We start from the raw sequence: 13036 nt of genomic DNA, 5'->3' as shown, positions 1-13036 counted from the left end.
AGCGGATGACTCCGCGCATTGGGCGACGCGGGGGATCGCCCAAAGCGGATGACTCCGCGCGTGTACGGCGGCCCTGGCGCCTGCGCCGCGGCCGTGGGGCGCCGCCCGTATCTGCCATTCGGCGATCAGGCCACGGCCCCCCACGCAACGATCCCCCTGACGCCTCATGGGGGACATGGGGAGCTGTGACGAACGGAGCTCGCCATGCACCCCGACCTCGCCGCCGACCTGGCGCACCTGCCCGCGCTGCTGCAGGCGGTCCGCGAGCATGCGACGGCGTTCCTGGAGGACGTCGACCAGAGGCCGGTGGTGCCCGAGGCGACGGGCCCGCACAGAGCCGCGCTGCCCGAGCAGGGGAGCGGCCTGCTCGCCGCGCTGCGGGACTTCGCCGAACGCTGGGAGCCCGGCCTGTCGGCCAGCGCCGGGCCGCGCTACCTGGGCTTCGTCACCGGCGGCGCCACCCCGGCGGCCCTGGCGGGGGACTGGCTGACGGCAGCCGTGGACCAGAACTCCATGTCGTCCCTGGACAGCACGGGCCAACGCTTGGAACGCGAGACGGTCGGCTGGCTGCGTGACCTGTTCGGGCTGTCCGGCGCGCACGAGAGCACCTTCGTCAGCGGGGCGACGATGTCCAACACCGTCGGTCTCGCGATCGCCCGCGAATGGCTCGGGGAGCGGCGCGGGGTCTCCCCGGCCGAGGACGGAGCCGGGGCGCTCGGACCGGCCCGTGTGCTGTCCGGCACCCCGCACTCCAGTGTGGCCAAGGGCCTGTCGATGCTGGGCCTCGGCAGGGGGGCACTGACCACGGTGGCGACCCTCGCCGGGCGCGAGGCGGTCGACCCGGTGGCGCTCGACGCGGCCCTCGCCGAGTCCGACGGGCCGTGCGTCGTGGTGGCCAACGCAGGCACCGTCAACACCGGCGACTTCGACGACCTGCGGGCGGTCGCGGCACTCCGCGACCGCCATGACTTCTGGCTGCACGTGGACGCCGCCTTCGGCGCCTTCGCCGCGCTCACCCCGGCGACGGCGCACCTGGTGGACGGCCTCGACGCCGCCGACTCGATCTGTGTGGACCTGCACAAGTGGCTGAACGTGCCCTACGACAGCGCGGTGCAGTTCACCCGCCGCCGCGACCTGCAGTCCCGCGTGTTCCAGAACTCCGCGGCCTACCTCGGCCCTCTGGGCGACACCCCCGACAGCGTCCACCTCACCCCGGAGAACTCCCACCGCCTGCGCGCGCTCGCCGCGTGGTTCGCGCTGCGCGCCTACGGCCGGGACGGCCACCGCGAGATCGTCGAACGGAGCCTGGCCTGCGCCCAGTCCCTGGCCGAGGCCATCGACACCATCCCGCAACTGCGGCTACTGGCTCCGGCCCGGCTCAACGTCGTCTGCTTCACCCTCGCCGACGACCCCACCCCCGCCCGGCTTGCCGCACTCACCGCGGCGCTCGCCGACCGGGCCTTCCTCACCCCCACCGTGTACGCGGGCGATCCCGCGCTCCGGGCGGCGTTCAGCAACTGGCGCACCACGGAAGACGACGTCCGTACGGTGATCGAGGCCCTCCGCAAAGCAGTGTGACCGGGCGCGCGACGTCAGCGGTCCACGGTCAGCCGACCAGGTCGAGTACCGGCAACAGCCCCGTGGGTCGCTCGTGCGCCGGGAGATGGTCCACGAAATGCACCGCACAGCCCGCGTCAGCGGCACCGCCGTCCGCGCGCCGGTCGTCGCCGACCATGAGAGTGTCCGCGGGGGCGACACCGAGCAGCTCGCAGGCGGTGAGGAAGAGCCGCGGATCGGGCTTCTGGATCCCGTGCTCGTACGACAGCACATACGCGTCGACGAACGCCGCCAGCCCGTGCTCCCGGAACACCGGCCGCAGATCCCACCCGATGTTGCTGACCACGCCAACCCTGATCCCACGCCCGCGCAGCGCACCGAGCACCTTCACCGCGTCCGGATACGGCACCCAGGCGGCCGGGCTCATATGCCGGTCGTACAGGGCGTCATGGAGGTGAGGCGAGGGCAGCGAAACCTGGCGCGAGAGCCCCGTGTACGCGGCACGGTGCCGCTCGGCGCTCTGGTCGCGGGTGGCCCACAACTCGGCCAGCTGATCCGGCACCGCAGTGGGGGACGCACCACCGGGCAGCGCGCCCGCCGTCTCCAGCGCCGCCGCATACCGACGCAACTCCGGCTCCGGCAAGGCCGTTCCAGACGCGGCGAGCACCGCGCGCAGCCACGACTCGGCGGACTCGATCCGCAACAGAGTCCCGGAGAAATCAAACAGCACGGCATCCATTGGGCAGAGCCTACTGGCCAGCGACGGACAACTTTCGGACCTGTCGCGGCGGAACTACCGTTACCGGATGGCGGGTGCGGGCCTGGAGTTGCCCCGAGGATTCAGCGGTACGTTGCGCGTGGTGCGCGGCGAAACCGTGGCCTGCCAGGCCGCCGCGGGAGCCTGCGAAGCCGGGACCGGAGCGCCTTGCACGCCGGACACGCGCTTCCAAATCGCCTCGGTAAGCAAGCAGTTCACGGCCACGGCGGCGCTGCTGCTGGCCGAGGAGGGGCGGCTCACCCTCGACGCCCCGATTGCCCACTGGCTGCCCGGCTGCCCTGCGGCCTGGCAGCACCTGACCCTCCATCAACTGCTCTCGCACACCGCGGGCCTGGGCCACTGGCAGGACATCCCCGGCTTCCACGTCAGCCGACCAGGGCACGCCGACGACGTCCTGGACCAACTCTCGAAGGTGCCGCTGCGCAACGTGCCCGGACGTGAGTGGTACTACAGCAGTCCTGGCTACCTTCTGGTGGCGCGGGTTGTCGAGCGGATCGCCGGACAGCCGTACGCGGACTTCGTCACCGAGCGGATACTGCGGCCGCTCGGCATGAGGTCGACATGTGTCGGCGCGGCCCCCTCCGACACGCTGGCATACGGCCACCGGAACGGCCGCCGCGTCTACGCCCCGGAGTTCGCGGCCCTGCCAGGTCCCGGAGACGTCTGGTCCACCGTCGGCGATCTGCACCGTTTCACCGCCGCCCGTACGTCCAGCACCCTGCTTGGCGCGGGGTCGAGCATGGCGCTCGTCACCCCGCACGCGCGCCTGCCACGGGAGCATGGCACCGACGGTCCGGCGACCGCGGACAGCTACGGGTATGGCTACTGCCTCGGCACCCTGGCCGGACACCCGGCGTACTTCCATCACGGCGACAATCCCGGATACCAGTCCTTCCTCGCCAGGCTGCCCGACCTCGACGTCACCCTCGCGGTCCTCTGCAACGACGAGGCGGCCGACATCGATGCGCTGCTGTGGCGGCTCGAAGCGGTCCTGGCGGGTGGCTGACCCGCGCTGACCGGCGTATCGCTAAGGCTCCGCGGGCGCGTCCGCGACCACGACGTACAGCGTCACCGCGGCGAAGAAGGGCCCCGTGGCGAGGTCGTCGAGCCAGGGTTGGGCGGACTCGGCGGGGAGGTAGCCGGCTGCTGTGGCGCGTTCGGTGTTGCGGTGGAGGCCGAGGACGGCGTCGGCCTCGCGGGCGTCGCGGAAGACCGATGTGCTGGGGATGACCCTCGGCGGGGCGAATCCGGCCTCTTCGGCGAGGCGGGCGAGTTGGCGGCCGATGACTCCGTTGCGTACGACCTTGTCGGTGATGTGCCGGGTGTAGGCGCGGGCGAGCTCCACGTCGGGGTGGTCGATGGCCAGTGAGTCCCAGTCGGGTTCGGCCATGACGAGGCGCCCGCCGGGGCGGAGTACGCGTCGCGCCTCGGTGAGGGCCAGGAGTGGGTCCGTCACGTGTTGCAGGACGCGGTCCGTGCGGGCTCGGTCGGCGCTGTCGTCCGCCAGCGGCAGCGCGTGGATGTCGCCTCGCCGTACCTCGACCGTGGGCAGGTCGGCCGTACGCGCGCCGGCCCGCTCGACCATCTCGTCGCTCGCGTCGATTCCGATCACGGTCCCGGAGGCGGTGGCCGCTTCGGCCAGCGACCCGAGGTCGGTTCCCGGCCCGCACCCCAGGTCGAGCACGGTCTGGCCGGGTCGGACCTCCAGTGCGTCCAGCGCCAGCTGCTTGTACGAGCGGCCGATGGCCGTCGCCGCCACCCGGTCCAGGTAGCCGATCTCGTCGGGCGTGGCGGTCTCGAAGACGTGCTCGCTCACCCTGGCCATGGACCGCGCCTCCCGATCGAGCAGGTCACGCCCCCGCGACGTGAGTTGGACCGGGCGCTGACGGCCCTGTCCCGGGAGGGGCTCCACCAGTTTCTTCGCCTCCAGGCGGGCCAATGCCCCGTAGAGGCTGCCCGGGCCGAGGCGCTCGCCCGACAGCCGCTCGATGGCTGCGTTGATGGCGTACCCGTGCCGCGGTCCGTCGGTGAGGGTGCTCAGTACGAGCATCTGGGCGTCGTTGGTCCGCATCATTACCCCTGTCCCGTAGTACGTGGCACGTAGTACGCGGAGCGTAGCAATGGCCGAGGGCAGGGGCGAGGAAAACTGGCGGGCGGGTGCTATCCCAGCGCCGTGAGTCCCGGTACGAAGGTCACCAGGAGCGGAATCGCCGGTACCAGCGCCGCGGTCGCCGTCAGCCGCAGTCGGCGCCCTGCGGTCAGTCGCGGTGTGGCCGCCAGCAGCCGGTGCACCCGCTGCGGGACCTGCGCGTGCGGGGCCGGGCAGGGGCCGAACACGCCGCGGTCCTCGTTGAGTTCGACCAGCGCCAGGGCGATCGTCAGGCGCCCGAAGCGGCGCGAGGCGACGTCGTCCGCGGCCAGTTCGACCAGTCGGTGCATCTCGTCCCGGAACGCGGCGAACACCGGCACCTGCGGAAAGCCGTACGCCAGCGCGGCCGAGCAGTGCAGCAGCCAGTCATGCCTGGCCTGCGCGTGACCCTGTTCATGGGCGAGCACCGCGTCCAGCTGGCGCCCCTTGAGGCGGCGCAACGCGGCGGTGGTGATGACCAGTTGGGGTGTCGCGCCCGGCAGCCACCAGGCATCAGGACGCTCGCCCTCCAGGACGACCAGCCGGTCGGGTCCCGGCTCTTCGCCCGGCAGCAGCGGGGAGCGCACCAGCAGTTCGGCCCGGCGCCGCCGACGCCTGGTGCGGGACCGCGCGATCTCGCGGACGAGCATCGCCCCGGTCCACAGCCCGCCACAGGCCAGCACCACCGCGGTCGCCGCGGCCCACGGCCCCGTGGTCCCCAGCGCGTACGCCTCGATCACCCCGTGCGGCGCCGGTGCGAACACCTGGCCGCGTACCGTGTGCCAGGCAGCGGCCGCGCTCAGCGTCATCGACAGGACGCAGCAGAGCAGCACGGCGGCCACCACGCACTGCCACACCCACAGGGCGACCACGGGCTCGCGCTCCGGCCATTCGGCCCGTGCGAGCAGACGAGGAGCAAAGGCGGCGGTCAGTACGCCAAGCAGCAGCAGGGCGACAGGGACCAACATGGGTCCACCCTATGAGGGTCTGCTACCGGGCGGTATGGGCTGCGAGGCCAAGTGACGCATGCCACGGCGGCGGAGGAGGTCGCCAGCGGGCACTGCTCACATGACCAGAAGCATCGCGAACATCGCGATCCCCATCGACAGCCTGCACACCGTCGCGATCTCGGCCCGATCGCCCCAGGCCGCCGCCGGGGGAGTGCCACCACCCCCCGCGGCCGTGGCCGGTACCGGCACCAGGCGGGCCCCCGACCGCAGCACATAGCCGCCGAAGTACAGCAGCAGTACGCCGGTGAGCATCGGAACCCCGGCGCCCGTGTGCCCGGCGTGCGCGGCCGGTGTGACGGCCATCGCCACGGCCATGTAGACCATGGCGAGGGTGCCCACCACATGGTGCAGATGGTGGGCGGCGCCGCGTACCGCCCACAGCGCCCGCAGCGTCGCGCCACCGAAGACGAGCGCGTACCCGGCCCAGACCCACCAGGGCGGCCAGAGCACCGCGGCCGGTACGGCCATCACCGCCATCCCGAACCCCATCAGCGCCTCACCACCCGCCGATTCCCGCTGCGCCGCGACCGGACTGCGCATCCGTAACAGGCAGTACGCCCCGGTCGCCGCACAGAGCGCGACCATCAACCAGCCGGCGAGTGCCGGTCCGTGCATCGCGGACCTCCCCGATCGACGGTGTCGACGCATCTACGGTGTCGACGCATCGACGGTGTCGACAGGTCGATTCCCCGTACTGGCAGGGGCGTACGCGGCGCATGGGTGTATATGGGGAGCACGAGCGGTGTCGGAAGCCCGGCCCGTAGCGGATCGGGCGGCGTCAGATGCCCGGTCGGTACCGGATCGGATGGTCCGCGGGAACCTCCACCAGCACGATCTCGCAGCCGTCGGGATCGGCGATCCACATCTCCACCAGACCCCACGGCTCACGCTGCGGCGGGCGCAGCACCGGCACCCCCCGCGCCGTGAGCTCCTCGTGCGCGGCGGCGACGTCCGCGACCTGGAGCCACAATCTGATCGCCGGCGACGGTGGGGTGTCCGCGCGTCCCGACACCTCCAGAAAGCCCCCGCCGAGGAAGTACACGGTGCCGCGCTCGGGCCCGGTGCCGAACTCGCGGTACACGGCGAGCCCCAGGGCCTCGCCGTAGAAGGCCCGGCTGCGCTCGGGGTCGGTGGGCCGAAGGAGCACACGGCTGCTCAGTACGTGGACCATGATCTGGACCTTAGCGGGACCGCGTTACGCTCGGAGGCTGCCGAGCCACAGGACACCAGGGAACGAAGGGGCGCGCCGCATGGACATCGCCGCACACGCCGCAGGAGAGCTCACCTTCCGCGCGGCCCGGGACACCGACGCCGACGAGCTCGTCGCGCTCATCGAGTCGGCCTACCGCGGCGACGCGAGCCGGGCGGGCTGGACCACGGAGGCGGACATCCTCCAGGGGCAGCGCACCGACGCCGAGGGCGTCCTGGAGGTGATACGCGCGGCGGACAGCCGTCTGCTGACCGTCGAGCGCGACGGCCGGATCGTCGCCTGCTGCCAGCTCCAGCACCGTGGCACGGCCGCCTACTTCGGGATGTTCGCGGTCCGGCCCGAACTCCAGGGCGCGGGTCTCGGCAAGGTGATCCTGGCGGCGGCGGAGCGCACGGTCCGCGAGGAGTGGGGGGTGCGCGAGATGCACATGACGGTGATCTCCGTACGGGATGAGCTGATCGCCTGGTACGAGCGGCGCGGCTACCGCCGTACGGGACAACTGAGCCCCTTCCCGTACGGCGATGAGCGCTTCGGCGTCCCGCAGCGGCCTGACCTGGAGTTCGAGCTGCTGGTGAAGGACCTGGCGCAGGACCCGGTGTAGGGGCCTGCTGGTGCAGGGCCTGGCGGCAGGCGCTGAGGCAGCCGCTCAGGCAGCCGCTCAGGCGGTGAAGCGGCCGGTACGCTTGATCTCCGGGTAGTCGGTCGTCACCCCGTCGAGTCCGAGCGCACGCGCCAGGCGCAGCTGGTCCTGGGTGTTCACCACCCAGCCGATGATCCGCAGATCCGCCTTGCGGGCGAGCTCGACGGTCTCCAGCGTGAGCCGCCGGATGTTCAGGACGAGCGTGGTGGCGCCGACCTCCGTCGCGCGCTCCACGACGTCGGTGCCGTACCGGCTGGCGACGAGCGCGGTGCGTACCCCCGGCACGAGGCGGGAGATCTCGGCGAGCGCGGCGCTGTGGAAGGAGAGCACCTCGACCCGTGACACGAGGTCGCGCCCGTGCATCACCTCGGCGAGGGCGCGGGCGGCGGCGGTGTCCTTGATCTCGGCCTGCAGCGGGGCCCGTACGGCGTCGAGTACCTCTTCGAAGACGGGGATGCGCTCGCCGCGGCCCGCGTCCAGCTCCCGGAGTTCGGCGAGGGTCTTCTCGGCGATCGGGCCCTTGCCGTCGGTCGTCCGGTCCACCTGGGCGTCGTGCATGACGACGAGTGCGCCGTCCTTGCTCAGATGGAGGTCCAGTTCGATGACGTCGAGTCCGGCCTGCTCGGCGCGGACGAAGGAGCGGAGGGTGTTCTCGGGCTCCACGCCCATGAGCCCGCGATGACCGATGGTGAGGAAGTTCAAGGTTCTCTCGCTTCCGTCGACGCCAGTGTCTGCCCCCGCCTGATCCACTGCGCAAGCTTGGCGAGGGACACCGGAGAGCGCAAGACAACGTTCACGAACGTATGAAGCCGGTCGCGTAACCCGCGCCGCGCGGTACCGGGTGCCCGGGCCCGTCGTTGTACTGGTCCGGCCCGTTACCCAAGGGCCAGTCCGGTCGTACCCGAGGGTCAGCCCGGCCGCACCCAAGGGCTAGCCCGGCCGTATCCAAGCGGCTAGCCCGGGCCGTTGCCCAACCCCACCAGGCGCATCCCGCCCATGAGCTCCCGCAGGCAGCGCACGGCCAGTGCGGCGGGCGAGTCCGGGCCCTCGACGTCGGCGTCCGTCGCGGCCCAGGCCTCCAGTGCGATACGGATCGCGTCCGTGGCGGCGGCCGCGGCGAGCCGTACCTCCAGCGGGTCCGCGCCCGCGCCCGCGATCTCGGCCACCACCGGCACGAGCCGCTCCTCGGACTCCTGGTTTACGCGGTACCAGACGGCCCGCAGCGCCGGGTCGTCGGCAGCGGCGCGCAGCAGTCCCCGGGTGCTGCGCAGCCCTCCGGCGGCCTGCTCGTCCGGTACGGACAGGGCCTCGGCGATGGCGTGTTCCAGAGCATCGGGCGCGGAGGTGCCCGGCTCGGTGGCGGCGAGCAGGGCGCGCCAGCGGTCGGCGCCGCTCGCGAGCAGCGGGGCGACGGCATCCTGCTTGTTGCGGAAGTACCGGTAGAAGGTGCGCAGCGCGACCCCCGCCCGGTGCGCGATCTCCTCGGCGGTGGTGCCGTCGGGGCCACGCTCGATGAACAGCTCGACGGCGGCGTGCGCGATATCGAGCTGGGTGGCCGCCTTGCGGCGCTCGGTCAGGGAGGGGGAGGAAGGGGAGGCGGAGGAAGCGGAGGAAGCGGAGGTGGAGGAAGTGGAGGGGGACGGCCTGGTGCTCACCGGAGAAAGCCTACGCCTGACGGATGCCTGAGGTGCCGGGAGTGCACGTTTGGTCGCTATGGCAAAGCGTGTCACCCAGGCGTACCGTGTGCAGCGCGTCGAGATCTCGGCGCCCAGGGAGTGGGAGGCAGCACATGAACCGCTATACGGGTCGCCGCGTACTGATCACCGGCGCGGCCTCGGGCATCGGCCAGGCCACCGTGCACCGGATACTCGCCGAGGGCGGCCGGGTCGTCGGCGTGGACGTCAACGAGGAGGGGCTGAAGGCCACCTTCGACACGGCCGTCGCCGACGGCACTGCGGAGCGGCTGAGTACGGCACGGCTCGACATTTCCGACGAGGCGTCCGTCGCCGAGGGCGTCGCGGCCGCGGTCCGCACCCTGGGTGGCCTCGACGTCCTGGTGAACGCTGCCGGAATCCTGCGCTCCGGGCACACGCACACGACGACGCTCGACCTCTTCAACCAGATCATCGCGGTGAACCTCACCGGCACGTTCCTGATGATCCGCGCGGCGATCCCGGCGCTGCTCGAAGGCGACGAGCCGGTCATCGTCAACTTCTCCTCCACCTCGGCGTCCTTCGCGCACCCGTATATGGCGGCGTACGCGGCCTCCAAGGGCGGCATCCAGTCGATGACCCACTCCATCGCGAGCGAGTACAGCAAGCAGGGGCTGCGCGCGGTGTCGGTGGCGCCCGGCTCGATCGCCTCCGACATGACCACGGGCCGTGGCCCCGGCCTGCCCGACGACACCGACTGGTCGCTGTTCGCCAAGCTCGCCCCGGCCATCGGTGAGGGTATGGCGGCCCCGGAGACGGTCGCGGGCGTGGTCGCCATGCTCGGCTCCGATGACGGCAGGTTCATCACCGGCACCGAGGTACGCGTCGACGGCGGCACGCACTTCTGACGCCGACCGCGTCGCTCGGGCCGCGTCGCTCAGGCCGGGCCCCTCAGGCCGGGCCCCTCGGGCTGCGTCGCTCGGGCTGCGTCGCTCGGGTCGAGTCCCTCCGGCCGCGCCTCCCAGACCGCGGCGGTCACCGGGCGCGGGCTCCGGGCGCGGGCTCCGGTGTGCCGCCGCGCGCGCCAGGCTCACACGCCGGGCGGGATGTCCTTGGCGCGGCCGCGCACCTGGAGCCCGGTGACGATCTCCATCGCACCGAGTGCGACCAGCCACAGACCGCAGAGCAGCGTCAGGACGGCGACCGACTCCAGCGGCGAGGCGATCAGCACGACACCGCCCAGCGCGCTGATGACGCCGAGGGCGGCCTGCCAGCCACGCGCGGGCATCGCGGGGTCGGAAGCCGCCGCGAGGGTCTGGGTGATGCCGCGGAACAGCCAGCCGATGCCGATCCACAGGGCGAGCAGCAGGATCGACTGCATCGCGCCACGGAAGCAGAACAGCCCCAGCAGGATCGACAGGACGCCGCTGATGAACGCCATCACCCGCAGTGCCGTGGAGACATGGGTACCGAACGCGGCGACCAGCTGCAGGATGCCGCTGACGACCAGATAGAGCCCGAAGAGCACGCCCGCCACGACCAGCGACGCGCTGGGCCAGACCAGGATCAGCACGCCCAGCAAGAGGGTCGCGACCCCGGCGAACAGGACGGCCTGCCAGGCGCTGTGTGCCAGGCGCCCGAGCGGTCCGGTGGGCGGGCTCTGAGGGGGTGCGGCGGTTCGGCTCATGCTCGGCCCTCTGTTCTGTGCTGCTGTGCTTCGTTCTGTGCTGCTGTGCTTCGGTGCGCGGATCACAGCCGGGGTTCTCCCGGCCACTGTAGAAACGCGGCCCGCACCTCGCAGAACTTGTCGCCGCGGCCGAGAGCCTGTTTCTGATCCCTAACGGCCGCTGTCGGCGGACGCCCCGGGCCTCTGCGGAAGGGCGGAGTGCTCCGCTCTGGCCCCGGCGATCCCCAGGATCAGCCCGGTGATGACGGCTGCGACAAGGACGGCACGCATACTCACGGGGCACTGCTCCAAACGGCGGACGGCAGCTGACCCGCACCGTCCTATCGGCCCGGCCGACGGTGAGCCACTCCGTCACTCGTACGTGGGCGAGTCCCCCGTGCCTTGACGCGGCATCGCCTCCAGGTCGTCGAGCATCGCCTCGGCCAGCTCCAGCTCCGAGAGCAGCCGCCGCTCGCTCCAGCGCAGCACGATCCGCGGATGGCCCCAGGTCTCCACCCCGTCCGTACGCGCGAGCGCGTCCCGCGCCTCCTTCAACTCCCCCTTCGTACGGGCGATGTGTTCCTCCACCAACCCCCGCAACTGGTCCGGCGCGGCCAGATGCCCGAGCCAGACCCGCAGCAGCAGCGGATGCTTGAGTACGGGAGCCCCCGCGTCCTGCCCCGAACCGGCCCAGCGCGCCAGTGCGGCACGCCCCTCGCCGGTGATCGCGTACGTACGCTTGGCGCGCGGCTCCTCGGGCCCAGAGCGGCGCGAGGTCGCGTACCCGAGCGACTCCAGCCGTCGCAGCTCCGCGTAGATCTGGCTGATCGCGGGCGACCAGTAGAAGAACCGCAGCGAGGCGTCCGCCCACTTCTTCAGCTCATACCCGGTCCGCTCGCCCGGGAAGGAGAGCAGCCCCAGCACGGCCCACGCGGTCGGCGGCAGCCCCGCTGCCGGGTCCTGGGGACGTTCGGCCGCTCGGCGATCACTCATGGCCGCATTGAAGGCGCGTCGGCGGCGGGAGCGCAATCCCTGCGCCGCATCTCTTGCCACTCCGGGATCTGACGACTAGTCATATAGCTAATTGAAACAAGCCGTACGGAACCCCTGCGGACCCTCGTGTGTCCAACTCCCTGGAGGCAGTGTGAAGTTCTCGGTGATCTTCGAGGCACAGCTGGCCGACCCGACCGTCGAACGTGAGCACCAGGTCATCCGTGACTGCGTGGAACAGGCGGTCTTCGCCGAGGAGATGGGGTTCGACCGTGTCTGGGCGGTCGAGCACCACTCCCTGAAGTGGTACGCGCACATGAGTGCGCCGGAGATCTTCCTGAGCTGGGTCGCCGCGCGGACCAGCCGCATCAGGATCGGCCACGGCGTCGTCTGTATGCCGTTCCGTTTCAACCACCCCGTACGCGTCGCCGAGCGGGCCGCCATGCTCGACCTGCTCAGTGGTGGCCGGCTCGACCTGGGCGCGGGGCGCGGAGGCACCACGCAGGAGACCTCGCTGTGCGGTGTCGACAAGGAACGTACGACCCAGGAGGTCGAGGAGGCGCTGCGGATCATCGGCAAGGCGTGGCAGCAGGACGAGCTGGAGCACCACGGCGAGCTGCTCGACATCGACCCGCACCCGATCCTGCCGCGCCCCGAGCAGCGCCCGCACCCCCCGCTCTTCCTGGCCTGCAGCCGTACCGAAACCCTCACCCAGGCCGCCGAACTCGGCATCGGCGCCCTGGTGATGGGCTTCGCGGGGCCCGAGTCGACCGCTGAGATGCGGGCGGCGTACGACGCGGCCGTGGCCGCGCGTACCGGCGAGCGCTTCGTGTCCTCTGTCGCCAACGACCACTTCTCCGTACTCTGTCCGACGATCGTCCTGGACGACCGTGACACGGCACAGCGCATCGGCATCCGCGGGCAGCGGTTCTTCGCCCAGTCCATCGGCCACTGGTACGGCGGGGCAGGCATCCCCGACGAGGCCGTCGTCGAGGGCACGGACGAGGCCGCGGAGATGCGCAGGGCCGCCGAGCAGGTCGTGGCACGGCTGCACGAGCACCACATTCCGGTACGCCCCAACTCGACCGCGACCTTCAACGCCGACCACGCCTACGGCACCGCCGACGACGCCATCGCCTATGTCGAGCGGCTCCGAGACGCGGGCGCCGACGAAGTGATGTGCCTGATCCAGATGGGCACGGTGCCGCAGCGGGCCTGCCTGGAGACCATCCGGCAGTGGGGCGAGAAAGTCATCCCGCACTTCCGCGAAGCCGAGGAGGAAGCCCGATGAGCCCAGAGGAGTCCGATGAGCGCGGAGGAAGCCCGATGAGCCCAGGGGAGCCCGATGAGCGCGGAGGAAGTCCGATGAGCCCAAGGGGAGCCCGATGAGTCTGGAGGAAGCCCG

The 13036-nt window shown here is 71.6% G+C and carries 14 protein-coding genes; 5 read left to right on the top strand and 9 right to left on the bottom strand.

What is annotated here, in order from left to right; genetic code table 11:
- The first annotated feature begins 204 nt into the window (after nt 1-204).
- A complete protein-coding gene (locus U9R90_RS20755; protein ID WP_411058149.1) occupies nt 205-1578 on the top strand; it encodes a pyridoxal phosphate-dependent decarboxylase family protein in 1374 nt (457 codons plus the stop codon).
- Between the two features lie 28 nt (nt 1579-1606).
- Here the strand turns inward: U9R90_RS20755 and U9R90_RS20750 are convergent, their stop codons facing one another.
- Nucleotides 1607-2296: an HAD family hydrolase gene (locus tag U9R90_RS20750; RefSeq protein ID WP_411058148.1), complete on the bottom strand. Its 690-nt coding sequence runs from the start codon at nt 2294-2296 to the stop codon at nt 1607-1609.
- Nucleotides 2297-2363: 67 nt separating this feature from the next.
- On the opposite strand from U9R90_RS20750, the gene U9R90_RS20745 reads away from it, so the two are divergent.
- Nucleotides 2364-3341, top strand: coding sequence for a serine hydrolase domain-containing protein (locus U9R90_RS20745; RefSeq protein ID WP_411058147.1), 978 nt, complete (start codon nt 2364-2366; stop codon nt 3339-3341).
- Nucleotides 3342-3362: 21 nt separating this feature from the next.
- On the opposite strand, the gene U9R90_RS20740 is transcribed toward U9R90_RS20745, so the two are convergent.
- From U9R90_RS20740 to U9R90_RS20725, 4 genes are all read right to left on the bottom strand, one after another.
- Complete coding sequence (locus U9R90_RS20740; protein ID WP_411058146.1) at nt 3363-4406, bottom strand: methyltransferase domain-containing protein; 1044 nt, start codon at nt 4404-4406, stop codon at nt 3363-3365.
- Between the two features lie 89 nt (nt 4407-4495).
- Nucleotides 4496-5431 (bottom strand): M56 family metallopeptidase, encoded by a 936-nt coding sequence (locus tag U9R90_RS20735; RefSeq protein WP_411058145.1) that lies wholly within the window; start codon nt 5429-5431, stop codon nt 4496-4498.
- 96 nt (nt 5432-5527) lie between these two features.
- Complete coding sequence (locus U9R90_RS20730; RefSeq protein ID WP_411058144.1) at nt 5528-6088, bottom strand: DUF5134 domain-containing protein; 561 nt, start codon at nt 6086-6088, stop codon at nt 5528-5530.
- Nucleotides 6089-6251: 163 nt separating this feature from the next.
- Nucleotides 6252-6644 (bottom strand): VOC family protein, encoded by a 393-nt coding sequence (locus U9R90_RS20725; protein ID WP_411058143.1) that lies wholly within the window; start codon nt 6642-6644, stop codon nt 6252-6254.
- 79 nt (nt 6645-6723) lie between these two features.
- Here U9R90_RS20725 and U9R90_RS20720 point away from each other — a divergent pair, with 79 nt between their 5' ends.
- The gene (locus U9R90_RS20720) at nt 6724-7284 is read left to right on the top strand and encodes a GNAT family N-acetyltransferase (RefSeq protein ID WP_411058142.1); all 561 of its coding nucleotides are present in this window, start codon (nt 6724-6726) and stop codon (nt 7282-7284) included.
- 57 nt (nt 7285-7341) lie between these two features.
- Here the strand turns inward: U9R90_RS20720 and U9R90_RS20715 are convergent, their stop codons facing one another.
- Both U9R90_RS20715 and U9R90_RS20710 read right to left on the bottom strand, forming a co-directional pair.
- Nucleotides 7342-8025, bottom strand: a complete 684-nt coding sequence (locus U9R90_RS20715) for a glycerophosphodiester phosphodiesterase (protein ID WP_411058141.1) — start codon at nt 8023-8025, stop codon at nt 7342-7344.
- A gap of 251 nt (nt 8026-8276) precedes the next feature.
- Entirely contained in the window at nt 8277-8900 is a 624-nt protein-coding gene (locus tag U9R90_RS20710; protein ID WP_411059756.1) for a TetR family transcriptional regulator, read from the bottom strand.
- Between the two features lie 212 nt (nt 8901-9112).
- Between U9R90_RS20710 and U9R90_RS20705 the strand changes: the two genes are divergently transcribed.
- Nucleotides 9113-9883 (top strand): SDR family NAD(P)-dependent oxidoreductase, encoded by a 771-nt coding sequence (locus U9R90_RS20705; RefSeq protein WP_411058140.1) that lies wholly within the window; start codon nt 9113-9115, stop codon nt 9881-9883.
- 182 nt (nt 9884-10065) lie between these two features.
- Here U9R90_RS20705 and U9R90_RS20700 read toward each other — a convergent pair whose 3' ends face one another.
- Both U9R90_RS20700 and U9R90_RS20695 read right to left on the bottom strand, forming a co-directional pair.
- Nucleotides 10066-10662, bottom strand: a complete 597-nt coding sequence (locus tag U9R90_RS20700) for an HdeD family acid-resistance protein (RefSeq protein WP_411058139.1) — start codon at nt 10660-10662, stop codon at nt 10066-10068.
- 351 nt (nt 10663-11013) lie between these two features.
- On the bottom strand, nt 11014-11634 hold the full coding sequence (locus U9R90_RS20695) for a helix-turn-helix transcriptional regulator (RefSeq protein ID WP_411058138.1): 621 nt from the start codon (nt 11632-11634) through the stop codon (nt 11014-11016).
- Between the two features lie 151 nt (nt 11635-11785).
- On the opposite strand from U9R90_RS20695, the gene U9R90_RS20690 reads away from it, so the two are divergent.
- A complete protein-coding gene (locus tag U9R90_RS20690; RefSeq protein WP_411058137.1) occupies nt 11786-12922 on the top strand; it encodes an LLM class flavin-dependent oxidoreductase in 1137 nt (378 codons plus the stop codon).
- Nucleotides 12923-13036 lie beyond the last annotated feature (114 nt).

Source organism: Streptomyces sp. E11-3 (assembly GCF_046540415.1).
GTDB lineage: Bacteria > Actinomycetota > Actinomycetes > Streptomycetales > Streptomycetaceae > Streptomyces.
Note: the sequence above shows the minus strand (reverse complement) of the source record. Positions and strands in the feature narration are given on the sequence as shown.

Coding starts and splice junctions, on each gene's coding strand:
- U9R90_RS20755 (WP_411058149.1), top strand. CDS start 205: ATGCACCCCGACCTCGCCGCCGACCTGGCGCACCTGCCCGCGCTGCTG.
- U9R90_RS20735 (WP_411058145.1), bottom strand. CDS start 5,431: ATGTTGGTCCCTGTCGCCCTGCTGCTGCTTGGCGTACTGACCGCCGCC.
- U9R90_RS20725 (WP_411058143.1), bottom strand. CDS start 6,644: ATGGTCCACGTACTGAGCAGCCGTGTGCTCCTTCGGCCCACCGACCCC.
- U9R90_RS20720 (WP_411058142.1), top strand. CDS start 6,724: ATGGACATCGCCGCACACGCCGCAGGAGAGCTCACCTTCCGCGCGGCC.
- U9R90_RS20740 (WP_411058146.1), bottom strand. CDS start 4,406: ATGCGGACCAACGACGCCCAGATGCTCGTACTGAGCACCCTCACCGAC.
- U9R90_RS20705 (WP_411058140.1), top strand. CDS start 9,113: ATGAACCGCTATACGGGTCGCCGCGTACTGATCACCGGCGCGGCCTCG.
- U9R90_RS20745 (WP_411058147.1), top strand. CDS start 2,364: ATGGCGGGTGCGGGCCTGGAGTTGCCCCGAGGATTCAGCGGTACGTTG.
- U9R90_RS20730 (WP_411058144.1), bottom strand. CDS start 6,088: ATGCACGGACCGGCACTCGCCGGCTGGTTGATGGTCGCGCTCTGTGCG.
- U9R90_RS20700 (WP_411058139.1), bottom strand. CDS start 10,662: ATGAGCCGAACCGCCGCACCCCCTCAGAGCCCGCCCACCGGACCGCTC.
- U9R90_RS20695 (WP_411058138.1), bottom strand. CDS start 11,634: ATGAGTGATCGCCGAGCGGCCGAACGTCCCCAGGACCCGGCAGCGGGG.
- U9R90_RS20750 (WP_411058148.1), bottom strand. CDS start 2,296: ATGGATGCCGTGCTGTTTGATTTCTCCGGGACTCTGTTGCGGATCGAG.